A 26,197-nucleotide genomic window follows, 5' to 3' on the forward strand; every position below is an offset into this window, starting at 1 on the left:
GGTTTACACCGCCACTTCCTGGGAAGCCCATTTGCGCAGGATCTGCGCGGTGCGCTCCTCGTTGAGGTCGACCATCCTGGCAAGCCGGTCCTGCGGCGCCGGCCGGATCTTCTGGCGAAGATCGTCGAGCGGAGTGGGGCCTGGGCGTGTGCCTGGCAAGGCGCCAACCGCGGCATTGTCGGTGGCCGCCATTGCCTCCGGCGTCGGCAGCGAGCGCTGGACGTCGTCGAAGCTGGGACCTGCCAGGGCTGGAGCAGCCTTTGCCGTCAGCGCCGCGGCCATCGGCCTCAGGCCGAAGAAGGCCACCAGGAACACCACGACGATGAAGGCACCTGCATTGATCATCGTGCCGGCATGCTGGCCGATCGAATCGAGCATTCCCGCCTGCGGGATCGCCTCGCCATCCAGGCCATCGATGAACTCGACCGCCGAGACGTCGATGATGTCGCCGCGCTTTTCATCCAGGCCGGTGGCGGATGTGACCATCTTCTGGATCTCGGCGACGCGCTTGGCGATCTGCTCCGGTGTGGCGTCCTTGCCGAGGATGGTCGTCAGCCGCTGCTGGTTGACGACCACGGCAATCGACATCTTGGTGACGGTGTAGCCGTTGGAGACGGTGGCGATCTTCTTGGAATTGATCTCGTAGTTGGTGATCTCTTCCCTGCGGTCGTTCTGCGAGGAGGATTGCGGGCCATCGGTGGCGGTTGCCTGGGTCTCAGGCAGGTTCTGCTCGACGCTGGCCGGAGTGGAAGCCTGCTTCTGGTTGTTGTTCTCGTTGGCGCGCACCGACTGCACCGAGCGCTCGACGCGGGAATTCGGATCGAAGATGGTCTCTTCCGTCTGGCGGGTGTCGGTGTTGACCTCGGCCTTGACGCTGGCGCGGAAATTGTCGGGGCCGAGATAGGCCGTCAGCGCACGGCGGATGTTGTCTCCGATCTGCGCCTCGACGGTCTGCTCGACGCCGAGCGTGCGGGCGGCGCTGGTGTTTGAAGGGTCGTCGCCCGCAGCCAGCAGATTGCCGCTGGAATCGAGCACCGTCACCTTGTCGGCCGACAGGCCGGGGACGGCGGCGGCGACGAGATGGCGGATCGACATGGCGCTCTTTTCGGCGTCGATGCCGGCGTAGCGGATGACCACGGAGGCGGAAGGCTGCTGCTCGTCACGGCGGAAATTGGCGCGTTCGGACATGACGATGTGGACCCGCGCCGCCTTGATGCCCGATATCGACTGGATGGTGCGGGCGATCTCACCTTCAAGCGCGCGCACGCGGGTGATCTGCTGCATGAACGAGGTGAGGCCGAGCGAGCCGACATTGTCGAACAGTTCGTAGCCGGCATTGGCGCTGGTCGGCAGGCCCTTTTCGGCGAGCAGCATGCGCGCCTGGGCGGTGGTGCCGGCCGGCACCAGAACCGAGGTTCCGTCGGCGCCGACATCGAAGCCGATACCGGCTTCGCCGAGCACCAGGCCGATCTGGTTCACGTCGGCGCGGTCGAGCCCGACATAGAGCGTGTCGTAGGCGGGGCGGTTGAGATAGACCGAGGCGATGCCGATGACGCCCATCACCAGAACGGCGATGCCCGCCAGCATGGCGAGGCGCTTCACGCCAAACCCGCGGAGATTCGAGATGATGCTCTGGATCTGTTCCGGCACGGTTCGACGACTCCCAGCATGATTGTCCGCCGGAACTCTAGTCTTCGAAGCTTGTGCGAAAATGAAATCGGGCCGCGCTTGCGGCGCGGCCCGTCAGTTGGGATGCGAAAGGAGGGCGCCGGTGGCGCCCGCGATTAGTTCTTGAACAGCGACAGGATCGACTGCGAGGAGCTGTTGGCGATCGACAGTGCCTGGATGCCGAGCTGCTGCTGCACCTGCAGGGCCTGGAGGCGGGTCGATTCCTTGTTCATGTCGGCGTCGACGAGCTGGCCGACGCCGCGGTCGATGGAGTCCATCAGGCTCTGGGTGAAGGTCTTCTGCAGGTCGATCGAGCTCTTGGCCGAACCGATGATGGTGGCGGAATCAGTCAACTGGGCCATGACCTTGTCCATCATGGTGACCATCTGGGTGATGATGCCGTCGGTCACCCCTGGGGCCGTGATGTCGAGGTTGTAGGCGGAAATATTGTCGACCTTGGTGACCGCTCCCGCCGCCGTCTGGCCGGCAGTGTTCGCGGCGATATCCGTTCCTCCGCCCGCGATCACGCCAGCATAGGCGTTGTCATACAGGGTCTGGGCGGCGCCCGTGGAATAGATGGAGGTCTGGCGATCGAGGACGCCCTGGTTCTTGACCTCGGCGGCAAGGCCGTAGTCGAAAAGCTTGGTGCCCTCGACATTGATGTTGATCGTTCCGATCGAGACAGCGCCGGATGAAGAGCGATTGAATGAGGACACGATCTGCGAGTCGGGCTGGACGCCATCATTGGCGGCCGTGACCTGCTTGGAGGTCACCGCGAGGAAATTCGAGCCGGAGAAGGTGGCCGCATCGGCAAAGGACTTCATCTGCGTTTGAAGCGCCTTGATCTCGGTCTGGGTCTTCGCCTTGGCGGCATCCGTCTGGCCGACCATGGACAACACCTTGGTCTTGATCTGGCCGATCGTCGTCAGCACGTTGGTGATGCCGGTGTAGGCGGCATCGACTTTCGAGGCGCCGAGGCCGAGTGCATCCTGCACCGTCGACAGGGCCGAATTGTCCGAGCGCATGGTGGTGGCGATCGACCAATAGGCGGCGTTGTCCGAAGCCTGCGAGACCCGATAGCCGGTCGATATGCGGGCCTGTGTCTGTTCGAGCGACTTGTTGGTGGCGCTGAGGCTTTGAAGTGCGGTTAACGCCGAGGCGTTGGTCATGATGCTCGCCAAGAAAGTCGCTCCTTCTCAAAAGCCGACATGCTCAGACATGCCGGATGGGCCTGTTCAACGATTGGCATCGTGCCGTTCGGACCGATTCGCCAACTGTCGTAAGCTATTGGTTAACCATAACTAGCGCGGCATGGTTAACAGCCTGTTAAAAGCTGGCTTTTGAGAGTTAAGGATCGAGGATTGTGCGGGGCTGGAGCAAACGCAAATAGGGCCGCGCTTTTGGCGCGGCCCGAATTTCTAGTGCGAACTGTGGTTGAGCGGAGGCGATCAGCCGCGGAAGAGCGACAGGATCGACTGCGAGGAACCGTTGGCGATCGACAGCGCCTGCACGCCGAGCTGCTGCTGGACCTGCAGGGCCTGCAGACGGGTCGATTCCTTGTTCATGTCAGCATCGACGAGCTGGCCGACGCCGCGGTCGATGGAGTCCATCAGGTCCGAGGTGAAGGTCTTCTGCAGGTCGATACTGCTCTTGGCGGCGCCGAGCGTGGTGGCCGAGTTGGTCATATCGGCGAGCGCGGAGTCGATGACGGTCAGCATCTGCTTGATCTGCGAATCGCTGGCAGCCGTGCCACCCGAGAAGATGGAAAGCGAGGCGGCCGAATAGGTGTCGGTGGCCAGTGCAGCCGCCCCTAGAGCTGTCTGCGTGCCGGAGACCGCTGCGGCCACACTGCCGTCGCTGCCGAGGCGGTACGTGTCAAGGATGCCCTTCGCGAGGCCCGAGGTGGTACCAGCTTCATAGAGCTTGATGCTTTCCACCTTGACGTCGATGGTCGAGATCGAAGATGCGCCGGCCGCGTCACGGTTGAAGGCCGAAAGGATCTTCACATCGGCAGCCGTCGTGGCTGTTGAGCCGCTGTCTACGGACAGCATGTTGGTGCCGGAGAAGGTGGCGCCGTCGGCGTAGGACTTCATCTGCGCCTGAAGAGCGGTGATTTCGGTCTGGGTCTTTTCCTTCGAGGCGTCCGTCTGGCCGTAGGAAGCCAGCAGCTTTGCCTTGATCTGGTTGATGGTGGAGATCGCGCTGTTCATGCCGGTATAGGCGGTGTCGACTTTCGAGGCGCCGAGGCCGAGAGCGTCCGAAACGGTGGACATTGCCTGGTTGTCGGAGCGCATCGTGGTGGCGATCGACCAGTAAGCGGCGTTGTCTGAGGCCTGCGAGACGCGATAACCGGTCGAGATGCGGGCCTGGGTGTCCTGGAGGGATTTGCTGGTGGCGTTAAGGCTCTGCAGAGCCGTCAACGCGGCGGAGTTCGTCATGATGCTGGACATGGTACTCGTACCTTGGTTTTTACAGGTGTTTTTTTGACATACCGGGCCTCCCGGTATGACGGTGCGGCATCATGCCAATGATCTCTGAAATCGATCACCCGCCATCTGCGAGCGAATATGCGGGCAAGTCCCTACCAAAGGGCTAAACCGGACGGTTAATCGAAAATATATTGCTGGAATTTCGAGCCGGCGCGGCAGAGTCAGTTGAAGGAGCGCACCAGGCTGCCGACAAGCAGGTTCCAGCCGTCGATCAGGACGAAGAACAGGATCTTGAACGGCAGCGACACCACCGTGGGCGGCAGCATCATCATGCCCATCGCCATCGTGATGGTGGCGACGATCAGGTCGATGACCAGGAATGGCAGCACGATCAGGAAGCCGATTTCGAAGCCGCGCCGGATCTCCGAGATCATGAAGGCGGGCACCAGGATGCGCAGGTCGACGGTGTCGCGCGAAACGGTCTGGCCGCGCTCGCGGGCGAGATCGGCGAAGAGGTCGAAATCCTTGTCACGCACATTGTGCAGCATGAAGGTGCGGAACGGATCGGAAATCTTGTCGAAGGCTTCGGTCTGGGTGATCTGGTTGTCCATCAGCGGCTTGACGCCGGTGTTCCAGGCCTGATCGAAGGTCGGCGCCATGACATAGAAGGTCATGAACAGCGACAGCGAAATCAGGATGAGGTTTGCCGGTGTCGACTGCAGGCCGATGCCGGCGCGCAGGATCGAGAAGGCGATGACGAAGCGGGTGAAGCTGGTCACCATGATCAGCAGGCCCGGCGCGACCGACAGAACAGTCAGCAGGCCGAACATCTGGATGATGTAGCCGACGGTGGTGCCGTCAGCCTTGCCGATGCCGCCGAGATCGAGCTGCTGAGCCGCCGCGATGGAGGTGGCGGCGGCGATCATGGCGGTGGCGAGAAGGAACTTTCTCATTCGAGCAGCAATGTCCTGATGAGTACCTGTTTGGCGTGACCCTGGCTGCGGATCGCGGCGCGTTCTTCGAGGTCGGCCTTCAGGTGCTGGTAGCCGCTGGCTCCCTCGATCTGATGCATCTTCAACGTGCGCACCAGGGCCAGGAGATCTTGGTGGATGTCATCCGACATTGCCTGTGGCTGCGGCGCGTCATAGACGACGGACACCTCCATCCTGATCCAGGTGCCGGCAGGCGAGGCGATGTTGGTGGTGATCGGCGCCAGCACGACAAGCATCGGGCCCAGGCCTGGTTGCTCGGCTGCGGCGGGCTGCATGATCTTACCTTCGTTCTCAGGCGCGACCGGTACCGACGCCGGTGCGCCGACGCCCTTGAGATAACCGCCGGACATCCAACCCACGCCAATGGCGGCCGCCGTCACAAGCAGCAGCATGCCGGCCTGAATGACAGGGGAGGGACCCTTGCGCGGCTGAACCTGTTCAATATTTGCCACGGCGACCTGCCCCGATCCTAGAACGGAAGAACCTGGTCGAGGATCTGCTGGCCGTAGGCAGGTTGCTGGACCTCGGTGATGCGACCGCGTCCGCCGTAGGAGATGCGGGCCTCGGCGATGCGTTCGTAGGGGATGGTGTTTTCGGCGCCGATATCGGCCGGCCGCACGATGCCGGCGAGCGTCAGCACCCTGAGCTCGGCATTGACGCGCACTTCCTGCGATCCGGTGATCATCAGATTGCCGTTGGGCAGCACATCGGTGACGATCGCCGCGACATTGAGTTCAAGCGTTTCCGAGCGCTTGATCTCGCCGTCAGCCGTCGTGTCGGTGGTGGAGGTGAGCGCCCCGGCGCCCTTGCCGGCGGTGCTCCACTTGTCCCACTGCGCGCTGAGGTCATAACCGAGCTTGCGATTGGCGGTGCGGCTCCTGTCGTTCTGGTTCTTGAAGTTGGCGCGATCGTTGATCTTGATCTTGACCGTCAGGATGTCGCCCTGGGACAGCGCCCGCGGGTCGGTGAACAGCCGGCTCTGGCGGTCGTCCCACAACGAGAATTTCTTGACCGGCGCTGGCGGCGTTTGCGGATATCGATAGAGCGAGCCGGTGCTGCCGCCATCGATGCCGGAGCCGACCGGGGACAGGGCCGGCTCTCTGCCGACCTCCTTGAGGTTGGTTCCGCAACCGGACAGCATGGTAGTAACCGCGCACAGGACAAGCATCTTCCGGATCATGACGGATCTACCCTTCGGGCTGCGCTGGCCATAATGCCGGTGAGCGTCGCCGCCGCCTTCTGGTCCATTTCGTTGAGGATGACGCTCGCCTTGCGTGAATCGAGCTTCATCAATATAGCCGCAGCCAGGTCGGCGTTGACGATGGCCAGCCGCTCGGCGGCGGCGTCGGGTTTCATACCGGCGTAGATCTGGACGACGCCGTCCTCGGCCCGGGCCAGGAAAACCTCGCGCCGCTTCAGCCAGGTCTCGTATTCAGCTTTCTTTGCATCAAGAGCTTTCATGCGCTCGTCAATGCCAGCCTGGAGCTGCTTCAGTTCCTGCGCCTGCAGGACATAGCGGCGGTCGCGGGCGGCATCGGCGATGTTTGAGCAGAAGCGCTCGATCTCGCTTTGGTCCGGCGCCTTTTCCCGTGTCAGTTGCTGCGGCGCCGCCGCCACCTGTGCTCCCGGCAGGACCTGGCGGACCGTCTCCTCGCCGCGCGCGGTGCCGCCGGCAAAGGGCAGAGCCGCGAGAAAAGCGGTCGCAAGCAGGATCGCGGCTTTGCGGCGTCTGTCGTGGCGTGGGAAGGAGCGCTTCATCGGCATCGCCTATTGCAGAACCAGGTCGGCCTGCAGGGCCCCGGCCGACTTGATGCCCTGCAGAATGGCGATGATGCCGTCCGGCTTGACGCCGAGGCGGTTGAGGCCGGAAACGAGGGTCTGGAGATCGGGCCCGTCAAGCACGGCAACGCGGGCGTCGGGCCGGCTGGCGTCGATGGCGGTGAACGGTTCGATCGCGGTCTCGCCCTTGGAGAAGGGCTCGGGCTGGACGACGCGCGGCGCTTCGGTGATGCGCACGGTGAGCGTGCCGTGGCTGATGGCGACCCGTGAGATCTTGACATCATTGCCGATGACGATGGTGCCGGTGCGCTCGTCGATCACGACACGGGCCGGCGTGTCGGATTCGACCACCAAATTCTCGATTTCGGCATAGAAGCGCGCCGCCGAGACACCCTTCGGCCTTCTGATCTGGACGGTGCGCGAATCGCGCTCGGCCGCCACCCGCATGCCGAAGCGCTGGCCGGTGTAGTCGTTGATGGCGTCCGCGATGCGGATAGCGGTCGAGAAATCAGGATTGCGCAGCTGCAGCGTCAGGATCGCCTGATCGTCGAATTCGGCTTGGACGGCACGCTCGACGATGGCGCCGTTGGGCACGCGGCCGGCGGTTGGCACGCCTTGCGTCAGCTGCTCGGCCTGTCCTTGCGCGGTAAAGCCGGACACGATGACCGAGCCCTGGCCGACGGCATAGATTTCGCCGTCCGCCGCCTTCAGCGGCGTCATGATCAGCGTGCCGCCGGAAAGCGAGGTCGCGTCGCCCATCGAGGAGACGTCGATGTCGATGCGGGCGCCCGACTGCACGTAGGGCGGCATGTTGGCGGTGACGATGACGGCGGCGACATTCTTGGCGCGCGCGCTGCCGCCTTCGGTGGCGATGCCGAGGTTTTCGAGCATCGCGCGGATCGACTGTTCGGTGAATGGCGAGTTGCGCAGGCTGTCGCCCGATCCGGCAAGGCCGATGACCAGGCCGTAGCCGACGAGTTGATTGTCGCGCGAACTCTGCAGCTGGGCGATGTCCTTGATACGCGAGGCGACCTGGCCCGGCGGCAGCGAACTCGGCCCGGTCGAAACCCGGAACATGCGGCTGGTGGTGGCCGGATCATATTCGGGATCGTTGTAGACGCCGCCATTCTTGGCGGCGAGCTCGCGCTTGGCCTTCGGCGTCAGGCCGTCGGCCAGCGCCGGCTGCAGGCCAAGCACGGCTGCCAGGATCAAGGTAAGCCCGCGCATCATGAAGCGCTGACCTGGATGGTTCCATCCGCCATCACCGTGCCGGACAGGATTTTGCCGCTGTCGATGTTGCGAACCTTGACGAGGTCGCCCGCGGCTCCTGGTTGCAGCGTCACGGCGGTCGCCGAGATCGTCAGGCCGCCGGCGATGAAGAAGATCTGCACGGAGGCACCCTGTTCGACCAGCCAGGCCTCGCGGATGGCGGCGGAGGGAATGTAGCGGCCGGGCAGCAAGGTGCGCTTGGCGACCTTGCCATCCAGTTCTTCGGCCCGTGTGGCGACCGCCTCCGGCTTGTGCTTGCCGACGATAAGGGTGACCTGTTTCAGGGCAGCCAGGTTGATGGTCTCGCCGGGATAGATAACCCGGCTCGGAATAAGCACCACCTCGCCGCCAGCTTGATTGCTGGCGATCCGGGTGGCCGACTGGTTGGCCGATTCCTGGGCAAAAGCCGGCATCGTGCCGGTCACCAGCGCAAGGACGAGCGCGGTGCGGCGGAATGCGGACAGGAGGCCGGGCGTCGACATCATGCGTTACCTGATGTTCTTGGAGACCACGGAGGCCATGTCGTCGGCGGCCTGAATGACCTTGGAGTTCATCTCATAAGCGCGCTGCGCCGAGATCAGTTCGGTGATTTCCTTGACCGGGTCGACGTTGGAGGCTTCGAGATAGCCCTGCTGGATGGTGGCAAAACCGGGATCGCCAGGCACGCCGACATTCGCGGGCCCCGAAGCCGTGGTTTCCTGGAACAGATTGTCGCCAAGCGGCGCCAGGCCGGCCTCGTTGGCGAAATTGGCGATCTGAAGCTGACCGAGGTTCTGCAGGTCGGTCTGGCCGTCGATGCGGGCGAAGACCTGGCCGGTCTTGTTGACGATGACCTCGACGGCATCAACGGGAACATTGATTGCCGGAATGACCGCAGCGCCGTCGACCGTCACCAGCTGGCCGGTGGCGTTGGTGTTGAGAGCGCCGGCGCGGCTGTAGAGCGTGCCGCCGTCGGCACCCTCGATCTGGAACCAGCCCCTGCCGGTCAGCGCCAGGTCGAAACTGTTGCCGGTGCTGGTCAGTTCGCCCTGGGTGTGCACGTTGCGCACCGCCGTCGTCTTGACGCCGAGGCCGATCGAGACGCCCTCCGGCACCAGCGAGGCGTTGGAGCGGTTGGGCACGCCTTGCGTGCGGTCGACCTGATAGAGCAGGTCGGAGAATTCGGCACGGGCGCGCTTGTAGCCGGTGGTGTTGATGTTGGCGATGTTGTTGGCGATGACTTCCAGATTTGTCTGCTGGGCATTCATGCCGGTGGCGGCGATGGCGAGTGCTTTCATGGCGGAATTCCTCAGATGCCCATTCGACTGACTTCGAGATAGGCAGAGACCACCTTGTCGCGTATCGCGACGGCGGTCTGAAGCGCCTGCTGCGCGCTCATCACGGCGTCGACCACCTGGCGGGTGTCGGCATCGCCCTTGAGCGCCTGCATCGATACCTGCTCGGCATTCTGCATCGTGTCGACGGTCTTGGAGGCTGCCTGGCTCAGCGCCTCGGCAAAGGAGGTGCCGACATTGCCACCGGCCGACGGTGTCGCGCCGCCCTGGAGCAGGCTTGTGGCGGCGTCATCGCCGCCGATCGACGGCTTGAACTGAAGGGCTCCGATACCGCTGATCATTACTGGTTCCTCATCAGGTCGATGGTCATGGAAATCAGGTCGCGGGCCTGCTTGACCACCTGAAGGTTGGCCTCGTAGGAGCGATTGGCCTCGGTCATGTCGGCCATTTCGATCAGCACGTTGACGTTGGGCATCTTGACGTAGCCCTTCTCGTCGGCGGCCTCGTTGCCGGGCTGGAACTCGACTGGAAAGTCACTGGGATCTCGATCGATCGAGTTCACTGCAACCGTTGAACTGCCGGAGGCCCGGTCGAGCTCGGAGACGAAGCTGATGGTCTTGCGGCGATAAGGGTCGGAGCCGGGCGCGGTGCCCGTCGACTGGGCGTTGGCGAGGTTCTCGGAAACCACGCGCAGGCGTTCCGACTGGGCGCCGAGGCCGGATGCTGCGACTTTGAGGGCTGCGGTCAGTGCGTCCATGGTCAGCTCTTCACCGCCATCATCATCATCGAATGGAACGCCTTGACGATCGCCGTGTTGAGCTCGAAGGACCGGCGCACCTCGCCGGCCTTCAGCAACTGGTCTTCCAGCACGACCGAGTTCTTGGACGGCATGACAACGCCGTCATCTTCCTGCGGCTTGATGGTGAAGCCGGCATTGGTCGCTGCATTGCCGAGATGGCCGGCCTGGGTGGCCTGCAGCGATACGGCGGCGCGGTCGAGCACTTTTTCGAATGGCTCGACGTCGTTTGCCGTATAGCCTGGCGTGTTGGCATTGGCGATGTTGCCGGCCACGGCCGACTGGCGCACGGCCAGCCATTGCGCTTGCTTGGCGGCGAGGTCGAAAAGGGAAACGGGCTCCATGGGAATCTCCGAGCAGGTACCCAGAGACTAGGCCGCCAGTCTTGCGCGGGCCTTGCGGATGGCCGGAAGCCGGAGATCGTTTATCGGGACAGTTCGATCACCTGGTCGGCACTGGTGATCATGACCCATTTGCCGTTGCGCTGCTCGATGGAGGATACCTTGCTGGAATCCGGCAGTATCGAGCCGCGCTGGACCATCCAGAGGCCAGCGTCGTCCTGGATCATGGCGCGGCCGTTGGCGACATGAACCATGCGGAATTTCGCCGCGTCGGCCGGAAACGGTTGCTCGTCGGATGCGGCTGCGGGATCGGCATCATCCCGCACCGTCCCCGTGGCAAGAAGATCGAGATTGGCCGCGGGAACGTCCTTTGCCGTCAGCGGCGCGCTGCGTTCGGCGACCACGCCGCCGCCCGCTCGCCCGGAATTAGAGCCTGTGCCGCCGAACTTCATCGCCTGGACGCCAAACTGGTCCTGGTTGAAGAAGATATACCAGGGGAACAGGGCGCAGATCAGGCCGAGCGCGATGCCGAGCGCGGCAATGACGAAATCGCTGCGTCGGTCGGACTTCTTCTCCAGTCGGGGAAACGGCGCCTTTGGCGGCTGCGGCCATTCGGTGCGCGGGAACAGGCCGTCGATCAGCGATTCCCGGCTGGCCTGCGTCATCTCGGCAGCCACCGCCTGGGGAGCCCGGGACAGAGCGGGTTCGACGGGCCTGGCCAGATCAGGATCGGCTTTGCCAGCCCGTGGCAGGATTGGCTTGACGGCTCTGGCCAGAACGGCCTCGGCTTTGGCCGCGATGGCACGGGCGGCCTTTGCTTTGGCGGTTCTCGCCGTGTCAGCCTCTGCCTGCTGCGCGGCATTGGCCTCGGCGATCATGTCGCGCAGGATGCGCTCGGTGTATTCGCGTTCAGTCTCCGGCATCGGCGTTCAGCTTGCTCTTGAGGTGGCGGGCGAGATCGGAGAACGGGTCGGCTGAGGGGCGATCCTTCGGCCCTTGCGTCAGCGCTTCATAGATCAGCGGCACCTGGCGCACGGCGATGTCGAGTTCGGCATCGACGCCGCCCTGATAGGCCCCGAGCAAGCGGATATCGCGTGTGTCCTCGAAGCGCGAGATCATCGACTTCAGCCTTGTCACCAGCGCGCGCTGTTCGACGCTCCAGGCCTTTCCGGCCAACCGCGATATGGACGACAGCGGGTTGACGGGGGGGTAGCGACCCTGTTCGGCGATCGTGCGGTCGAGCACGACATGGCCGTCGAGGATGCCGCGCACGGAATCGGCGACCGGGTCGTTGTGATCGTCGCCGTCGACCAGTACGGAAATGATGGCGGTGATCGATCCCTTGCCTTCCGTACCCGGCCCGGCGCGTTCGAGCAGCTTGGGCAATTCGGTGAACACCGAGGCCGGATAACCGCGGGCGACCGGCGGCTCGCCGGTTCCCGTCGCCACCTCACGCAAGGCGTGAGCGAAGCGGGTGATCGAATCCAGCACCAGCAAAACGCGATGCCCCTGGTCGCGAAAATGCTCGGCGACGCGCATGGCGGTGTCCGGCGCACGCCGGCGCATCATGGCGCTTTCGTCGCTGGTGGCGACGACGGCGATGGTCTTGGCCATGCTGTCGCCGATCGTGTCCTCGAGGAATTCACGGACTTCCCGGCCGCGTTCGCCGATGAGGGCCACCACGACGGTATCGAATGCGTCGGCTCCGGCGAGCATGGCGAGCAGCGTCGACTTGCCGACGCCGGAGCCGGCAAAGATGCCGAGGCGCTGGCCGAAGCAGAGCGGCGTGAAGATATCGATGACCTTGACGCCGGTCATGAAGGCAGTGCCGACGCGTTGCCGCGCCATGGCGCCCGGCGTCGTCTGGGCGCCGCGCGATGTGTCGTCTCCCCGGGCGAGCGGCGGGCCGCCATCGATCGCCCTGGTGAGTGCGTCGATGGTGCGGCCGCGCCATGAGGCATGCGGTGCCACCACAAGCGGACCGCGGCGGAACACGGCATCACCGATGCCGGAATCGGCGCTGCGTTCGAAGGGTGCCACGACGGCCTCGTCGCGGCCGATCTTGACGATCTCGCCGCGGCGCGCACCGGCATGGCCGGGCTGCTCGACGATGTCACCCAGCCTGGCGAAGCCGGAAAGGCCGTGCACCTTGTAGTGCGTGGGCGTGACTTCGATGACGCGGCCGCCGCGCTTGAGCAGTGCCTCGGCGTCGGCGAAACGCCGCCAGACCCGTTCCAGGGCGGCAAGCCGGTCTTCCGGTGCCGGCTGGAGTTGTCTTTCGAGTGCCCGCAGGGATGGCTGGTCGAGCGACATGGACTATTTCGAGCCGAGCGTCTTGATCGCCTCGTCGGTGGACGAGTCGGTCTGGCGCATCAGGGCGGCCGTGTTCTCGAAGGCGCGCTGGACCATGATCAACCTGGTGATCTCCAGCACCGGATTGACATTGGACTCTTCGAGAAAACCTTGGGCAACGCCGATATCGGAGCGATCGGTGACAGGCTCCGGGGTGCGTGCCGGAACAATGCCGGAATTGCCATAGCGGACGAAGTTCGCGCCTGGATCGAAATTGTAGAGGCCGATCGATCCGACAAGCTGATCGTTCTGGCGCAACGAACCATCGGCCCCGGCCTTGGGCGGACCGTTGCGGGGGTCAAGCTGGATCGGCGAGCCGCCGGCATCGAGCACCGGGTGGCCTTCGATCGACATCAGTTCGCCGTTCTCGTTCATCGAAAAACGGCCGTCGCGGGTCATGACGGTGCCGACCGGCGTCTCTATAGCGAACCAGGCATCGCCCTGGATGGCGAAATCGAAGGGATTTCCGGTCTCGCTCAAGGCACCGTGGGCGCCGGAAAGGTAGGTCTTGCCCGGGGAGGCGAATGACACCGATTTCTGCCCGGTGCCAGAGACGACGTCCTCGAACTTCACGCCGGTGGCGCGAAAGCCGATCGTGGAGGCGTTGGCGACGTTGTCGGCGATGGTGTCGAGGCGCCGCTCGAGCGCGATCTGCGATGAAAGAGCGACGTACAGGCTGTCCCGCATGATGGTCTCAGAACCTCAGTTTCTGCATGGCCATCATCAGGTCGGTGGAGATGCCGACGGTGAGTGGCTGGGCAAACAGCACGCTGACCGAGGTGACGGCCGATGAAGTCGGGTTGTTGATCTCGTACATACTGGTGAAGCGCGTCAGGAACTTGCCGAGTTTCTCGGGGTCGGAGAAATCCGAGATGTCGAGTTTCTGCTCGAACAGCTGCGCCTGCTTGTCGACATCGGCGGTGGCGAAGGAATCGGGCAGGCCGAGCACGGTGCGCACGACACTGGCAAGCGCAGTGTCGGCCAGCACGTCATACCAACTGGTGATGGTTGGGGCCTTGCGATCGAAATAAAGCGCCAGCCGCACGCCCTGGTTGGTCTGGCCGGCATCCTCTTCGAGGGTCTGGCGCATGTATTTGTCGACGGTCGGCTGCTGCGCCGGATTGATGGTGGTGGCCGCTTCGCCATGTTGTTCGAAGTTGAAGGCGGCGGCCAGCCCGGCATAGGCCTTGTTGGTCATCTTGTTGGCGACGCTGTCGGCGTCGCGAATGCCGCCGGCAAGAACGTTGCGGATGAGGTCCTTGCTTTCCGTCGCCGGGTCCAGTCCGTAGGCCGAGAGCACGTAGTTGTACAATCGGCTGTTGGCCATCAGGTCGTCGATGGATTTCACGTTCGTGACGTTGGCAAGGTAGTACGCGGTCTCCGACTTGATGTAGTCCGCATTCGGCGCGATCAGGCCAAGCGCCGACTCCGTCGTATAGATTTTCGGGGTGTCTTTCTGCACTTCGTCGCGCGACGTTGTCTGATCGCCATATTGGGCAAAGTTGAAGGCCGTGACGAAGTTGGCGTACCGTTTATCCGTCAGCTTGTTTGCTGGGCTGTCGGGGTCGCTGACGCCGCCCTCGAGCATTGTGCGGATCTGCTGCGGCGTTTCGGTTGACGCATCAAGTCCGTAGGAAGCCATGGCGAAGGTGAGCAGGCGCTTGTCCGCCATGAGGTTGTCGATCGACGTCACCTTGGAAATGTTTGCCGCGTAATAATCGGCCTCGCCCTTGATATATTGCGCGCTTGGCTCGACCAATGTCAGTCCGGCTCCGGCCATGTATCCTTTCGGCACCGCCTGCTGGACATCGTCGCGCATGGTCGTCTGATCGCCATACTGGGCGAAGTCGAAGGCTGCGACGAATTTGGCGTAGCTCTTGTCGGGCAGTTTGTTGGCGGGACTGTCGGGATCGCTGACGCCACCTTCGAGCATCGCCTTGACGGTTGCGGCAGGTTCGGTTGCGGCGTCGAGTCCGAAAGCGGCCATCGCATATGTCAGCAGGCGGCTGTCGCCCATCAGGTCGTCGACCGATCTAACCTTGGCGATGTTGGTGACGTAGTAGGCGGTTTCGCTCTGGTAGTAAGGGAGCCCCTTCTGCGAGGCGCCGATCTGGACTTGCAGCGCATAGTTGCTGGTCACCAGTTGCTGCGCCTTGTTGTAGACAGTCGTACTGGTGCCGTTGGCGGCGAAATTGAAGGCCCTGACGAATTCGGCGTAACGCTTGTCGGTCAGCTTGTTGGCGAAGCTGTTGGGATCGGAGACGCCTTCCTTGAGTGCCTTGACCATGAAGGCCTTGGCGTAAGCCATGTCCTCGAGCCCGTAGGCCTTCATGGCATATTTGAACAAACGGTCATTCTTGACGAAATCGTCGATCGATTTCACCTTGGTGATGTTGTCCAGATAATACTTGGTGTCGCGATCAACCACGGGCTGCTGCTCGATCCTGTCGATCGACTTTGAAATGTCCCTGGTGATGAGCTGGTAGCTGGTAAAGGTATTAAGCAAAGAGGTGCCTCCGGCCGAAGCTATGTCCGGACAATACCCCTACTTCCTTGCGCGAAACTGAATCGTCTCCGACGCCTTCGATTCAAGCCTCACACAAGGCACGGGGGCTATCCCTAGCTCCTGATGTGAAATGCGGAAGGACCTGTCGTGGGCATTCTGATTGGACTGGTGGTAACGCTCGGCTGCGTCCTTGGCGGCTTCATGGCCATGGGCGGCCATCTTCACGTGCTGATCCAGCCCTGGGAGGCAGTGATCATCTGTGGTGCGGCTTTTGGCACCTTCCTCGTCGCCAATCCGATGAAGACGGTCAAGGATACCGGCAAGGGCATTCTCGAAGCCTTCAAGCAGGCGGTGCCGAAGGAACAGGACTATCTCGAAACGCTCGGCGTGCTGCACTCGCTGATGCGCGAGCTGCGCTCGAAATCCCGCAGCGAGGTCGAGGCGCATATCGACAATCCGGAAGAGTCGGCGATTTTCCAGGCGTTCCCAACCGTGCTGCATAACCACGATCTGACGCATTTCATCTGCGACTACTGCCGCATCATCATCATCGGCAATGCCCGCTCGCACGAGATCGAGGCGCTGATGGACGAAGAAATCCAGACCATCAGGTCCGACAAGATGAAGGCCTATCACGCGATGGTGGCGGTGGGCGATGGCCTGCCGGCGCTCGGCATCGTCGCCGCCGTGCTCGGCGTGGTCAAGGCGATGGGCGCGCTCGACCAGTCGCCGGAAATTCTCGGCGGTTTGATTGGTGCCGCGCTTGTCGGAACGTTCCTCGGCATCTTCCTGTCCTATTCTGTGGTCGGACCGGTCGCCACCAAGATCAAGACAGTGCGCGAGAAGAAGAACCGCCTCTATATCATCGTCAAGCAGACGCTGTTGGCCTACATGAACGGCGCGCTGCCGCAGGTGGCGATCGAGTTCGGCCGCAAGACCATCTCGTCCTATGAACGGCCGACGATCGACGCGGTCGAGCAGAGCACGATGAATACCGGCACCGTCGAAAAGAAGGCCGCCTGAACGATGCGCGACAGATCGGTCCCGGCACTGTCATGACCAGCCTGGGCAGTCCAGCGGAAGCGCGCTCGCTGATCATCGAGCGTCTGGTCGGCGACAGCGGTGAGGCCGCGCAGGTCATCGACGCAGGCCGCGCCATGGCCGAACGCGCCGTGCCGCTGCTGCAGAAAACCCTGACCAGCGAGTTTGGCGTTCCGGTCGTCGTCGATCTCAAAGCGATCGAGGTCAGCCGCGTTCCCGAGGCGCGTTCGCGTGCCGGCGACACGTTTGCGATGACCGTGATCGGCTCGTCGGCGTCCTCCGATGCGATGACCCTGGTAATCGATGCTCCGGCGATCGCCATCATGGTCTGCACGCTGTTCGGCGGCGACCCGGATCTGCCGGCATCGCCGATCGAACGCGATCTGTCGCAAATCGAAATCGATGTTTCGACCATGGTGTTCCAGCAGGTCGCACAGGCCCTCAACGGATCGGGAAAGCGTTCGCTCGACCTGCGCCTGCCCGCGCCGCGGGCAATGTCGGGCACCGAGGCGAAGCGGTACGTGCTGCGCGATGGCGCGGCAATCCGCATCGTGCTTGGCATCTCGACGCCGGCCGACAGTGGCACCGTGACGGTGACGATGCCGCAGCGCGTCGTGCTGGCCAGCCGCGACGGAGCCGTGCCTGTCAGCGACGACGATCACGGCCCCAGCTGGCGCGCCCGCTTTTCGGAAGAGGTGATGCGCTCCACCGTGGCGCTCGAGGCCACGATGCCGCTGGCGCGGCTGACGCTCGGCGACCTCGCCGGTTTCGAAATCGGCGACGTCATCGAATTCGAGGAAACGGCCCAGTCCCAGGCGCGTCTCAGCGCACGGGGCAAGACGCTGTTCGTATGCGAGTTCGGCAAACTGGGACAGAATTACACCGTCCGGATCAGGCAACCTTACGATGCCGGGCAGGACTTTATCGACGGGCTGATGCCGGCTGCCGCCGGACGCGCCTGAGCATTTGGAGACGATCATGGCCAAAACCAAGGCGGAAGCCGACCTCGACCAGCCGGACGAGCAACTCGACCGTGCCATCGAAGAGTTGCGCGGGGTCCTGCATGAAGAGGAGCAACGTCCCGATGCGGCGTTCAGGGCGGCCTCATCGGCCAATTCGAGCGTGATCATGAACATCCCCGTCGATGTCCAGATCATCCTCGGCAGCACCGAGATGCCGGTCTCCGATCTGATGGCGCTGCAAAAAGGGTCGACCGTGGCGCTCAATCGCCGCATCGGCGAACCTGTCGACGTCGTGGTCAACGGCCGAAAGATCGCGCGCGGCGAGATAACCGTTCTGGAAAGCGATCCTTCGCGCTTCGGCATCAGGCTGACCGAAATCATCGCCGGCACGAAGGGCGCCTAGACATGGTTTGCGGGGCTTGCCGGTGGCAGCGGAGGCGAGTGGCATGACGACGCCGGTGACCTTGACCCGCGCGCAGAAGGCGGCCGCCATACTTGTGGCGATGGGCAAGCCGTCGGCCAGCCGCCTGCTGAAATTCTTCAAGCAGGAAGAACTGAAGGCCCTGATCGAGGGCGCCCGGCTGCTGCGGACGATTCCGCAAAGCGATCTTGAGCGCATTGTCGCTGAGTTCGAGGCCGAATTCACCGAAGGGGCGGGATTGCTCGATTCCGCCGACAGGATGGACACCATCCTCAACGAATCGCTCTCGCCCGAAGAGATGAGCGCGATCATGGGCGACAGGAAATTCGAGGTCGCACCGGAAGGCCCGCCGCCGATCTGGCCCGAGCTCGAAAAGCTCGAACCGGCGCGGCTTGGCGCCTTCCTGGCCGGTGAGCATCCGCAGACAGCGGCCATGGTGTTGTCGAAGCTGGCGCCGCAGGTGGCGGCGAGCGTGCTGCTGACACTGACCAAGCCGATGCGTGGAGAAATCATCAAGCGCATGGTGACGATGGCCAATGTTCCCGACGCTGCCGCCAGGATCGTCGAAAACCGGCTGCGCACCAGTGTGCTGGCCGAAACCTCGACCAAGGATACCTCGGCCGGACAGGCGCGTGTCGCCAGCGTCCTCAACGAACTCGACAAGCCGCTGCTCGAGGAGGTGATGCAGGATCTGGAAGCCGCCGGCACGCCTGATCTCGACGGCGTGCGAGCCCGGCTGTTTGCTTTCGACGATCTGCCGCTGCTCACCCAGAAAGCGCGGGTGCTGCTGTTCGACGGGCTATCGACGGAGCTGGTCACGCTGGCCTTGCGTGGCACGTCGGCCGCCCTTGCAGAATCGGTGCTGTCGGCCATCGGCGCCCGCTCGCGGCGCATGATCGAAGCCGAGCTCGGGCAGGGCTCGGACGGGATCCCCCTCGCCGATATCATGGCGGCCCGCAAGACGATCGTGACGACGACGATCCGGCTGTCGCGCGAAGGCGCCTTCGAACTCCCCTCGACCCAAGACGCCGCCTAGGACCGCGCCATGGCTGACGCGGTCGACAAGGATTCGAAAACCGAAGAGGCGACGGAAAAGAAGATCCGCGACACCATCGAACAGGGCAAGCTGCCCCATTCGCGGGAGACAGCGCTCTTTGCCTCGTTCGTTGCCATACTGGTGTTCACCGTCTTCTACGCCAAGGATGCGATCATCGATCTCGGCATGTTCCTGTCGATGTTCCTGGAGAAGCCGGAAGCCTGGCCGATGGACACGGAGACCGACGTCATCGCGCTTTACAAGATCGTCCTGCTCGAGGTCGGCCGCGCCGTCCTGAGCTTGATGGTGCTGCTGACCGTCGCCGGCGTCGGCGCCTCGGTGTTCCAGAACATGCCGCAATTCGTAGGCGAGCGGGTCCGGCCGCAACTCTCGCGTATTTCGATCGCCAAGGGTTGGAACAGGCTGTTCGGCATCCAGGGTTGGGTCGAGTTCCTGAAGTCACTCGGCAAGGTCGGGTTTGCCATCGTCGTGCTGAGCTTCACCCTGTCGGAAGACCACCGCAAGCTGCTCGCCGGGATGATCACCAATCCGGTCGCCTTCGGTCTCGTCATCCGCGGCATCGCCGTCGACATCCTGGTGGCGATCGTCTTCGTCATGGGGCTGATCGCGGCAGTCGACATCGTCTGGTCGCGCTTCCACTGGAAGCAGGATCTGCGCATGAGCAAGCAGGAGGTCAAGGACGAGTTCAAACAGTCCGAGGGCGACCCGATCGTCAAGTCGCGGCTGCGCTCGCTGGCGCGCGACCGGGCGCGCAAACGGATGATGACGGCGGTGCCGCGCGCGACGCTGATCATCGCCAACCCGACGCACTTCTCGATCGCGCTGAAATATGTGCGCGACGAGGACTCGGCGCCCATGGTGCTGGCCAAGGGCCAGGATCTGGTGGCGCTCAAGATCCGCGAGATCGCGCGGGAACACAACATCCCGATCTTCGAGGACGTGGCGCTCGCCCGCTCCATGTACAAGCAAGTTTCGGTCGATAATGTGATCCCGTCACAATTCTACCAGGCCGTCGCCGAACTGGTGCGGATCGTCTACTCGAAAAAGGCTGAGCGCAGACAGATTTCATGAACCGGCAACCGCACGCAAAATCCCGCGAGATCATCGTCGCCAGCGCCATCGAGCAGGTGGTGGGCGAACTGAGGCTGATCGATGTCGCCGACTACATCGCCTTTATCCGGCTGGAGCATTTCGCATGCCTGTCGGACCTGGTCGATTCAGCGGTTGAGTTGTTCTTCATGCCGGGTACTCTGCGGCTCGGCCATGGTGGTGAGGCGCATGTCGACTGGAGCGGCAGCCCGCGCATCGTGCTCGATCTGGAACTGAGGCCGCCCGGCGTCACCGTCTATTTCCAGCTGACGCTGAGCGAGCTCGGCGCGTCGGTGGCGGTCAACTACGTATCGTTCGAGAAGCCGGGCGAAGACCCGGAGCGCAACACGGCGCTGCTCGAAGCGGTGATCGAAGAGGCGCGTATCCGCAAGGTCGAGCCGCTGGCCTATCGCTGACCGTCGGTCGCTTTCGAAGCGCTGCCGAATTCCCCTATTCGATCAAGCCCAGCCGCAGCGCCTTGGCAACGGCCTGGTTGCGATTGACGGCGTTGAGCTTCTGGGTCGATTGGGTCAGATACTGGTTGGCGGTGTGCACCGACAGTTTCAGGAGTCGCGCGATCTCCTCGCTGGTGTTGCCGTTGGCGGTCAGCTTCAGGCATTCGAGTTCGCGCTTGGAGATTGCACGCATGCGGCCGGCATCGCTCGGGCGGATGCGGGCGACTGCGGCGAACAACGAAAAGCAACGAGCGTGGATCTCGTAGAGAGCGTCCTGCGACAGGGTGATCTCCGAGCCCAGGAAAACGACAAGGCCGCATTGGCCGCGGTCGGCGTGGACGGGGAAGGCGATGCCGCTGGTGCCGGGCGCCAGCGGCGCCATCTGCTGCGTCCAGGCGAGATTGCCGAACATCTCGGCCATGGCGGTGACGCCGTCATCCGTCCACCAGCGCGGTTCGGTCGAGATGCGCGTGTGACGCACGATCTCCTCGCCATTGGCGCCTGAAATGAACTTCGTCGCCACGGCAATCCCGGGATAGTCGGAATCAAGGCAAGGAACGAGCCGCGCCCGTTCGGGCGAGGGGCTGACGAAGAACAGGCCGAAAGCCGAGGCGTTGATGTCGACGGCGATCCAGCGGCAGCGGCGCACGGCGTCGGGAATGGTGACCGCGTGATGGGTTTCGGAGCTAAGGGTGAAGGCGCCGAACGGCTTGCGCTGCTCGTTGAAAAGGGCTTCGGCGGCTTCCTTGATATCGGCGTGTTTCAAATGATGCCGCTCCTGATCGCCGTGGCGATGGCCATCGCGCGGTTGCTGGCCGCGAATTTCTGGATGGCGTGGGTGATGTAGCTGTTGACGGTGTTGGAGGAGACGCCAAGGATGACGGCGACCTCGTCGGTGGTCTTGCCTTCGGAAACCCAGAACAGGCATTCGCGCTCGCGATCCGACAACGGATCCTGCATGGCGGCGGCGGCGATCAGTTGTGGGATGTGCGAGAGCGCGTAGCAGCATTTCAGCTGCGCCCGCATCAGCGCCGGCTGGTCGATGCTGCCGGCTGTCGCTGCCGAGAACAGAGCGAACAGGCGCTGGCGGCCGACATTCAGGCGCAGGGAATAGATCTCTGCATGGCCGAGCACATCGAGAAGGCGGGCTTCCTCGCCGGTGATCAACCCGTCAGCTTCGGGCGCGTGAGATGCTACCAGCGGCTGCGGACGAATGCCGGGCGCGACGGTGAGCGCGCCTTGCGCAAGCCCGGCGATCAGCCGCTTGCCGATCAACTCGATGGCGTCGAAAATCCAGTTGGAGGAGACGATGCGCGCATCGTTGCGGTCCTGATCGTGGACGATGGCGACCAGCATGTAGCTGTCGGCGCCGATCTCGGCGGTCAGTTGCATGAAAAAGCTGGTGAGATCGCCGCGCGACGTCAGGCGCGAGCCCAATGTGTCGGATTGAAGTAGCGCGGCGGGACTGCTCATTCTCGTTGCTTTTGGCCGGAATCGTTTCTGCTGTCCGGATGCTGGAAGTCAGCCGCCGAACCCGAATACACATTACTTTGACGAAGACACACGCGTGGCGCAGGGCTGCACCGAACCAAATCCCGAATCCATTCAGGGAACGCGAAGCCGTCCGCGTCTGGTGCCGGAAAAGCTCCGGAACAAAAGACTTTGGGTGGTCGCCGCGCCCCCCAGGACCGGCTGATTCGGGTTTAATCTACCCGCAGTTGAATCTGACATCAAACGCGATTTGACAAAATCGAATCTGATGGACTCCGGCGCGACTCACAGCTCGGTTTTCGCGCCCTGGACAGACGACCGGGACGCGAAAGTCTTCGCCGGCCACCTCGGCGGCTGGTCGATTTCGCCAGGCTCGGGAGCATTGGACAGACGGGCGCGCCGGTTGCTGTGCCGAAGGGGGTGCCTTGGCCCGATAGTCGGAGCCGGGCGATGTTGCCGCCCGGTCCCGGTGGTCCTTTGCTTATGCCTGTCGTTGTCCCAAAACCGCCAGATGCTCCTGGACGACAGGCATTTACCGATCCTCGAACCCGGTCAGCACGCCGACCGCGTTGATGCCGATCTCCTCGACGGCATAGCCGCCTTCCATGACGAACAGCGTCGGCAGGCCGAGCCTGGCGATGCGGCGGCCGATCTTGGGATAATCAGACGTCTTCAGCTTGAACTGGCTGATCGGGTCCTTCTCGAACGTATCGACACCCAGCGAGACGATGACGACATCCGGTGCATAAGCGGCGAGCCTGCCGCAGGCATCCTCGAGCGAGGCGTTCCATGCATCCCAGTCGGTGCCGAAGGGCATCGGATAATTGATGTTGAAGCCTTCGCCGGCACCCGCGCCGCGTTCGTCGGCATGGCCGAGGAAGAACGGGTACTCGACCATCGGATCGCCATGCAGATTGAGCACCTGGACGTCGGCACGGTCGTAGAAGATCTCCTGCGTACCGTTGCCGTGATGGTAGTCGACATCGAGGATCGAGATGCGTTTGGCGCCGTGGTCGCGGAACCATTGCGCGGCGACAGCGGCGTTGTTGATGTAGCAATAGCCGCCCATGAAGCCAGCCCCGGCATGGTGGCCGGGCGGACGGCAGAGCGCGAAGGCGGAAGCCTCGCCATCCTTGAGCAGGCCGGCGGCGGTCAGCGCTACGTCGTAGGAAGACTTGATCGCGGCCCACGTGCCTTCGACGAAAGTGGCGCCGGCATCGAAGGAATAATAGCCGAGCAGCGCGTCGACGCGCTTTGGCGGCACGTCGCCGCGCAGGCCGCGCGTCGGCCATGTGAAGGGCATCGCCGTGCCTGTGAGACCTGCTTCCAGCCATTGCGGCCAGACCGTCGGGAGAAAGTCGATATAGTCTGATTTGTGGATGCGCTTGGCGGCGGCGAGGTCATGTTCGTGCGGCGCGATGATGGGACCCAGTTTCTCGCTTTCGACCCGCGCCTTGATGAATTCGGCCCTCGATGGCTTCTCGAAACCCGGCACGATGGCTGATGTGACCAGTTCCATTTGACCGGCATGGCCGGCGTGAAGGGGGGAGAAAACAGTCTTCATAAATTCCTCTCGAAGTGCGAAATCAGTCAAGATTCAAGATTGAGATAAGGGCTCACCAGAGCGAGCCACATTCTTTCCACATCGTCCTCGATGAGGTCGTATGTCTTGCGGTCTCTTTTCAGCCCGACAAGCCGGCAGGCGTGCCCGACGTCCATCATCAGCACGCCGAGCCGGCTGGCGACATTGTCTTCAAGCGCCGGGTTCACATGCTGCAGCCATGCGGCGTAGAGCGCGATGATCTGCTCGTCATATTCGTTCTGGATCGGCCTGAGGTCGGCGTTGCCTGAAATGGCCTCGATCACCGGCATCAGGCTGGCGTTTTCGAGGTAGAGTCTGGACGTGTCGATGAAGAGCTTGCGCACTTCCTGCCGAAACTCTTCACGGTTGGTGGGCGGGGCGACCTTGATACGCTTGGCGATCACCTCGGGAAAGGATGACAGCCAGCGCCGGGCGAGGTCCAGAAGAATGGCTTCCTTGTTGGGAAAGTATTGGTAGATCGAACCAACCGACAAGCCTGCGCGCTGCGCAATGGCCAGCGTCGTCGGCGTCTTGGTTCCTTGCTCCCGCGTCAAGACCAGCGCTGCGTCGAGAATCCGGTCGACCACCTTGCTGGAGCGTTTTTGCCGCGGCTGTTTGCGCGGTTCGAGCGCTATCCTGCTTTTGCGGTCGAGACTGCGCTTCACCGTCCGATGTCCTCGTTCCCCGCCCGGTCTCAACATGGTGGGAGCTTGCTGTCCACGATACATTCCAGATTCGGTATGTTGACAAACGCGAATAATCAGTCGCATTCTTTATCCACGCTGCCTCTTGGGATGACAAGGGGAATTTCCAAGACAGCGCGCTGGCATTCTTTTTCGTCCCATGGCGCCGCTCCGGTGGAGTGGCAGGTCGTTGGCCAAGAGGTTGTCGGTCTCAGTCAGTCGTCAAAAGCGCGGAGTCGCGATGTCTGTCACAGGTGCAGGTCACAATGCGGATCTGATCGTCATCAATGGTCGTGTACTGACCATCGACGACGACAATCCCACCGCCGAGGCCGTCGCCGTCAAGGACGGCGCAATCATCGCCATCGGCAGCCGCGCCTCCATCGAAGAGTTCAAGGGACCGGCCACCAAGGTAATCGACGCCAAGGGCGGCTCCGTCCTGCCGGGTTTCATCGAAGCCCACATGCATCTGTTTTCGGGCGGGGCTGAACTTGCCCACCTTCAACTCACCGGTATACATGGCTTCGAGGCGCTGCAGAAGGCGATCCGCGACTATGCGCCTACCCGGCCCGACGCGAAGATGCTGGTCGGCCAAGGCGTCGACTACACCGTGCTCGGCAGCGAGCGCGTGACGCGCCATCACCTCGACGCCATTTTGCCCGATCGTCCGTTCTGCATGGCGGCGCCAGACCATCACACCATGTGGGCCAACACCAAGGCGTTGGAAATGGCCGGCATCCTGCAGGGGCGTACGCTCGGCCCTGGCAATGAGATTGTCATGGGTGACGATGGACTGGCCGCCGGCGAATTGCGCGAAGGCGAGGCCTTTGGCCCGGTGCTCGACCTTGCCGGCGAAAGCCGGGTGCGGCTGGGGCTGTCGACCGGCGGCGAGCCGGACCCGATGCCGACGGCGGCCGAGCGGGACGCCGACCGCGACATCATGCGGCGCGGGCTCGCCTGGTGCGCCCGCCACGGCATCACCTCGATCCAGAACATGGACGGCAACCTCTATCAGCTTGAGCTGCTGGCCGAGATCGAAGCCGAGGAAGGCTTGCCCTGCCGCGTCAAGATCCCGTTCCACTACAAGAATTTCATGACGCTCGACATGCTCGACAAGGCATCTGATATGGCCGAAAGCTACAACAGCGAATGGCTGTCGTCGGGCATGGTCAAGGTGTTCTACGACGGGGTGCTCGATTCCTGGACAGCTGTCATGGTCGAGCCATACGCCGACCGGCCCGACTGGGTGGGCGAGCCGCTGTTCACGCCGCAACAATTCATCGATCTGGCCGTCGCGGCCGACAGGCGCGGGCTGCAGATCGCGGTGCACTCGATCGGCGACGGCGCGGTGCGCGCGGTGCTGGACGGTTATGAGGCGGCGCAGAAGGCGAACGGCAAGCGCGACAGCCGTCACCGGGTCGAGCACATCGAGGTCACCACCACATCGGATGTGCCGCGTTTCGCAGAACTCGGCGTCATTGCTTCCATGCAACCGCCGCATCCGCCCGGCGCCATGGATTTTCCGCTGGAGCCGACGGTGTCGCGCATCGGGCCGGCACGCTGGCCGCTGAGCTATGCCTGGCGGACCTTGAAGGATGCCGGCGCGCATGTCGTCTTCGCATCCGATTGGCCGGTGTCGCCGATCGATCCGATCCTGGGCATTCAGGCGGCAGTGTTGCGCAAACCATGGGCAGAAAGCGACCCGGACCAGAGTTTCTCGCTGCATGAAGCGATCGCCGGTTACACGATCGAGGGCGCCTACGCCGAATTCGCCGAGCACCGCAAGGGTACGCTGAGATCGGGCTACATGGCCGATCTGGTGGTTTTGTCGATGGATATCGAGAACACCGCCCCGGCCGATCTGCACAAGGTGCGGCCGGTGACGACGATTTGCGGCGGCAAGATCACCTATCAGGCCTGACTATGGCATGGGGCTTGCAGGCCTCAATGACTGACTGAACTGTGACCCAATGCCGGGCTTGCCAACCCACCGGCCATGTGGTCACATCG

At 63.1% G+C, this 26,197-nt stretch carries 28 protein-coding genes; 7 read left to right on the forward strand and 21 right to left on the reverse strand.

The genetic code is table 11. From position 1 onward, the window contains the following. Nucleotides 1–3: 3 nt before the first annotated feature. The 17 genes from fliF to EOC83_RS00960 all read right to left on the reverse strand — a co-directional run bounded on the left by fliF (nt 4) and on the right by EOC83_RS00960 (nt 15,406). A complete protein-coding gene (fliF, locus tag EOC83_RS00880) occupies nt 4–1,650 on the reverse strand; it encodes a flagellar basal-body MS-ring/collar protein FliF (protein WP_013529786.1) in 1,647 nt (548 codons plus the stop codon). Nucleotides 1,651–1,784: 134 nt separating this feature from the next. Continuing rightward, nucleotides 1,785–2,849: a flagellin gene (locus EOC83_RS00885; RefSeq protein ID WP_027161432.1), complete on the reverse strand. Its 1,065-nt coding sequence runs from the start codon at nt 2,847–2,849 to the stop codon at nt 1,785–1,787. A 267-nt stretch (nt 2,850–3,116) separates the two neighbouring features. Further along, nucleotides 3,117–4,118, reverse strand: a complete 1,002-nt coding sequence (locus EOC83_RS00890) for a flagellin (RefSeq protein WP_013529788.1) — start codon at nt 4,116–4,118, stop codon at nt 3,117–3,119. 200 nt (nt 4,119–4,318) lie between these two features. After that, a complete protein-coding gene (gene fliP / locus EOC83_RS00895) occupies nt 4,319–5,050 on the reverse strand; it encodes a flagellar type III secretion system pore protein FliP (protein WP_013529789.1) in 732 nt (243 codons plus the stop codon). Beyond that, nucleotides 5,047–5,541, reverse strand: coding sequence for a flagellar basal body-associated FliL family protein (locus EOC83_RS00900; RefSeq protein WP_013529790.1), 495 nt, complete (start codon nt 5,539–5,541; stop codon nt 5,047–5,049). The genes fliP and EOC83_RS00900 overlap by 4 nt, the downstream gene beginning before the upstream one ends. 17 nt (nt 5,542–5,558) lie before the next feature. Further along, complete coding sequence (flgH, locus tag EOC83_RS00905; RefSeq protein ID WP_063168919.1) at nt 5,559–6,269, reverse strand: flagellar basal body L-ring protein FlgH; 711 nt, start codon at nt 6,267–6,269, stop codon at nt 5,559–5,561. After that, the gene (locus EOC83_RS00910) at nt 6,266–6,853 is read right to left on the reverse strand and encodes a MotE family protein (RefSeq protein ID WP_063168918.1); all 588 of its coding nucleotides are present in this window, start codon (nt 6,851–6,853) and stop codon (nt 6,266–6,268) included. The genes flgH and EOC83_RS00910 overlap by 4 nt, the downstream gene beginning before the upstream one ends. 3 nt (nt 6,854–6,856) lie before the next feature. Beyond that, entirely contained in the window at nt 6,857–8,098 is a 1,242-nt protein-coding gene (locus tag EOC83_RS00915; RefSeq protein WP_013529793.1) for a flagellar basal body P-ring protein FlgI, read from the reverse strand. Further along, nucleotides 8,095–8,622 (reverse strand): flagellar basal body P-ring formation chaperone FlgA, encoded by a 528-nt coding sequence (flgA, locus tag EOC83_RS00920; protein ID WP_063168917.1) that lies wholly within the window; start codon nt 8,620–8,622, stop codon nt 8,095–8,097. The genes EOC83_RS00915 and flgA overlap by 4 nt, the downstream gene beginning before the upstream one ends. 3 nt (nt 8,623–8,625) lie before the next feature. Beyond that, nucleotides 8,626–9,414, reverse strand: coding sequence for a flagellar basal-body rod protein FlgG (gene flgG / locus EOC83_RS00925; protein WP_013529795.1), 789 nt, complete (start codon nt 9,412–9,414; stop codon nt 8,626–8,628). Between the two features lie 11 nt (nt 9,415–9,425). Beyond that, entirely contained in the window at nt 9,426–9,752 is a 327-nt protein-coding gene (locus tag EOC83_RS00930; protein WP_013529796.1) for a flagellar hook-basal body complex protein FliE, read from the reverse strand. Next, nucleotides 9,752–10,168 carry a flagellar basal body rod protein FlgC gene (gene flgC / locus EOC83_RS00935; protein WP_013529797.1) on the reverse strand — a complete coding sequence of 139 codons (417 nt, stop codon included), beginning with the start codon at nt 10,166–10,168 and terminating at the stop codon, nt 9,752–9,754. The genes EOC83_RS00930 and flgC overlap by 1 nt, the downstream gene beginning before the upstream one ends. 2 nt (nt 10,169–10,170) lie before the next feature. Beyond that, a complete protein-coding gene (flgB, locus tag EOC83_RS00940) occupies nt 10,171–10,551 on the reverse strand; it encodes a flagellar basal body rod protein FlgB (RefSeq protein ID WP_013529798.1) in 381 nt (126 codons plus the stop codon). Nucleotides 10,552–10,631: 80 nt separating this feature from the next. Then, nucleotides 10,632–11,471, reverse strand: coding sequence for a hypothetical protein (locus tag EOC83_RS00945; protein WP_063168916.1), 840 nt, complete (start codon nt 11,469–11,471; stop codon nt 10,632–10,634). Continuing rightward, nucleotides 11,458–12,861: a flagellar protein export ATPase FliI gene (fliI, locus tag EOC83_RS00950; protein WP_024502685.1), complete on the reverse strand. Its 1,404-nt coding sequence runs from the start codon at nt 12,859–12,861 to the stop codon at nt 11,458–11,460. The genes EOC83_RS00945 and fliI overlap by 14 nt, the downstream gene beginning before the upstream one ends. A gap of 3 nt (nt 12,862–12,864) precedes the next feature. Next, a complete protein-coding gene (flgF, locus tag EOC83_RS00955; RefSeq protein WP_013529801.1) occupies nt 12,865–13,587 on the reverse strand; it encodes a flagellar basal-body rod protein FlgF in 723 nt (240 codons plus the stop codon). Between the two features lie 7 nt (nt 13,588–13,594). Then, nucleotides 13,595–15,406: a DUF1217 domain-containing protein gene (locus tag EOC83_RS00960; protein ID WP_063168915.1), complete on the reverse strand. Its 1,812-nt coding sequence runs from the start codon at nt 15,404–15,406 to the stop codon at nt 13,595–13,597. Between the two features lie 147 nt (nt 15,407–15,553). Here EOC83_RS00960 and motA point away from each other — a divergent pair, with 147 nt between their 5' ends. From motA to EOC83_RS00990, 6 genes are read left to right on the forward strand one after another with little or no spacing between them, the layout of a single operon-like run. Continuing rightward, the gene (motA, locus tag EOC83_RS00965; protein WP_013529803.1) at nt 15,554–16,429 is read left to right on the forward strand and encodes a flagellar motor stator protein MotA; all 876 of its coding nucleotides are present in this window, start codon (nt 15,554–15,556) and stop codon (nt 16,427–16,429) included. A 32-nt stretch (nt 16,430–16,461) separates the two neighbouring features. Beyond that, nucleotides 16,462–17,409: a FliM/FliN family flagellar motor switch protein gene (locus EOC83_RS00970; RefSeq protein WP_013529804.1), complete on the forward strand. Its 948-nt coding sequence runs from the start codon at nt 16,462–16,464 to the stop codon at nt 17,407–17,409. Between the two features lie 16 nt (nt 17,410–17,425). Continuing rightward, nucleotides 17,426–17,812 (forward strand): flagellar motor switch protein FliN, encoded by a 387-nt coding sequence (gene fliN / locus EOC83_RS00975; protein WP_023809994.1) that lies wholly within the window; start codon nt 17,426–17,428, stop codon nt 17,810–17,812. A gap of 43 nt (nt 17,813–17,855) precedes the next feature. After that, complete coding sequence (locus tag EOC83_RS00980; protein ID WP_013529806.1) at nt 17,856–18,866, forward strand: flagellar motor switch protein FliG; 1,011 nt, start codon at nt 17,856–17,858, stop codon at nt 18,864–18,866. A 9-nt stretch (nt 18,867–18,875) separates the two neighbouring features. After that, nucleotides 18,876–19,958: a flagellar biosynthesis protein FlhB gene (gene flhB / locus EOC83_RS00985; RefSeq protein WP_024502683.1), complete on the forward strand. Its 1,083-nt coding sequence runs from the start codon at nt 18,876–18,878 to the stop codon at nt 19,956–19,958. Next, nucleotides 19,955–20,392 (forward strand): hypothetical protein, encoded by a 438-nt coding sequence (locus tag EOC83_RS00990; protein WP_024502682.1) that lies wholly within the window; start codon nt 19,955–19,957, stop codon nt 20,390–20,392. The genes flhB and EOC83_RS00990 overlap by 4 nt, the downstream gene beginning before the upstream one ends. A 34-nt stretch (nt 20,393–20,426) precedes the next feature. Here EOC83_RS00990 and EOC83_RS00995 read toward each other — a convergent pair whose 3' ends face one another. The 4 genes from EOC83_RS00995 to EOC83_RS01010 all read right to left on the reverse strand — a co-directional run bounded on the left by EOC83_RS00995 (nt 20,427) and on the right by EOC83_RS01010 (nt 24,274). Further along, entirely contained in the window at nt 20,427–21,197 is a 771-nt protein-coding gene (locus tag EOC83_RS00995; protein ID WP_024502681.1) for a helix-turn-helix transcriptional regulator, read from the reverse strand. Next, nucleotides 21,194–21,904 carry a LuxR family transcriptional regulator gene (locus EOC83_RS01000; protein WP_063168914.1) on the reverse strand — a complete coding sequence of 237 codons (711 nt, stop codon included), beginning with the start codon at nt 21,902–21,904 and terminating at the stop codon, nt 21,194–21,196. The genes EOC83_RS00995 and EOC83_RS01000 overlap by 4 nt, the downstream gene beginning before the upstream one ends. A gap of 550 nt (nt 21,905–22,454) precedes the next feature. Next, a complete protein-coding gene (locus EOC83_RS01005) occupies nt 22,455–23,486 on the reverse strand; it encodes a histone deacetylase family protein (protein WP_024502679.1) in 1,032 nt (343 codons plus the stop codon). A gap of 26 nt (nt 23,487–23,512) precedes the next feature. Next, nucleotides 23,513–24,274, reverse strand: a complete 762-nt coding sequence (locus tag EOC83_RS01010) for a TetR/AcrR family transcriptional regulator (protein WP_244514233.1) — start codon at nt 24,272–24,274, stop codon at nt 23,513–23,515. Nucleotides 24,275–24,428: 154 nt separating this feature from the next. Between EOC83_RS01010 and EOC83_RS01015 the strand changes: the two genes are divergently transcribed. Then, entirely contained in the window at nt 24,429–26,108 is a 1,680-nt protein-coding gene (locus tag EOC83_RS01015) for an amidohydrolase (protein WP_027161443.1), read from the forward strand. Nucleotides 26,109–26,197: the final 89 nt, after the last annotated feature.

The sequence above is a fragment of the Mesorhizobium sp. Primo-A genome, assembly GCF_003997175.1.
GTDB classification, from domain to species: Bacteria; Pseudomonadota; Alphaproteobacteria; order Rhizobiales; family Rhizobiaceae; genus Mesorhizobium; species Mesorhizobium ciceri.

Coding starts and splice junctions, on each gene's coding strand:
- EOC83_RS01005 (WP_024502679.1), bottom strand. CDS start 23,486: ATGAAGACTGTTTTCTCCCCCCTTCACGCCGGCCATGCCGGTCAAATG.
- flgH (WP_063168919.1), bottom strand. CDS start 6,269: ATGATCCGGAAGATGCTTGTCCTGTGCGCGGTTACTACCATGCTGTCC.
- EOC83_RS00990 (WP_024502682.1), top strand. CDS start 19,955: ATGAACCGGCAACCGCACGCAAAATCCCGCGAGATCATCGTCGCCAGC.
- EOC83_RS00970 (WP_013529804.1), top strand. CDS start 16,462: ATGACCAGCCTGGGCAGTCCAGCGGAAGCGCGCTCGCTGATCATCGAG.
- EOC83_RS00930 (WP_013529796.1), bottom strand. CDS start 9,752: ATGATCAGCGGTATCGGAGCCCTTCAGTTCAAGCCGTCGATCGGCGGC.
- flgC (WP_013529797.1), bottom strand. CDS start 10,168: ATGGACGCACTGACCGCAGCCCTCAAAGTCGCAGCATCCGGCCTCGGC.
- EOC83_RS00915 (WP_013529793.1), bottom strand. CDS start 8,098: ATGATGCGCGGGCTTACCTTGATCCTGGCAGCCGTGCTTGGCCTGCAG.
- EOC83_RS01000 (WP_063168914.1), bottom strand. CDS start 21,904: ATGAGCAGTCCCGCCGCGCTACTTCAATCCGACACATTGGGCTCGCGC.
- flgF (WP_013529801.1), bottom strand. CDS start 13,587: ATGCGGGACAGCCTGTACGTCGCTCTTTCATCGCAGATCGCGCTCGAG.
- flgB (WP_013529798.1), bottom strand. CDS start 10,551: ATGGAGCCCGTTTCCCTTTTCGACCTCGCCGCCAAGCAAGCGCAATGG.
- fliN (WP_023809994.1), top strand. CDS start 17,426: ATGGCCAAAACCAAGGCGGAAGCCGACCTCGACCAGCCGGACGAGCAA.
- flgG (WP_013529795.1), bottom strand. CDS start 9,414: ATGAAAGCACTCGCCATCGCCGCCACCGGCATGAATGCCCAGCAGACA.
- EOC83_RS00910 (WP_063168918.1), bottom strand. CDS start 6,853: ATGCCGATGAAGCGCTCCTTCCCACGCCACGACAGACGCCGCAAAGCC.
- EOC83_RS01010 (WP_244514233.1), bottom strand. CDS start 24,274: ATGCGACTGATTATTCGCGTTTGTCAACATACCGAATCTGGAATGTAT.
- fliI (WP_024502685.1), bottom strand. CDS start 12,861: ATGTCGCTCGACCAGCCATCCCTGCGGGCACTCGAAAGACAACTCCAG.
- EOC83_RS01015 (WP_027161443.1), top strand. CDS start 24,429: ATGTCTGTCACAGGTGCAGGTCACAATGCGGATCTGATCGTCATCAAT.
- EOC83_RS00890 (WP_013529788.1), bottom strand. CDS start 4,118: ATGTCCAGCATCATGACGAACTCCGCCGCGTTGACGGCTCTGCAGAGC.
- EOC83_RS00945 (WP_063168916.1), bottom strand. CDS start 11,471: ATGCCGGAGACTGAACGCGAATACACCGAGCGCATCCTGCGCGACATG.
- flhB (WP_024502683.1), top strand. CDS start 18,876: ATGGCTGACGCGGTCGACAAGGATTCGAAAACCGAAGAGGCGACGGAA.
- flgA (WP_063168917.1), bottom strand. CDS start 8,622: ATGATGTCGACGCCCGGCCTCCTGTCCGCATTCCGCCGCACCGCGCTC.
- fliP (WP_013529789.1), bottom strand. CDS start 5,050: ATGAGAAAGTTCCTTCTCGCCACCGCCATGATCGCCGCCGCCACCTCC.
- EOC83_RS00980 (WP_013529806.1), top strand. CDS start 17,856: ATGACGACGCCGGTGACCTTGACCCGCGCGCAGAAGGCGGCCGCCATA.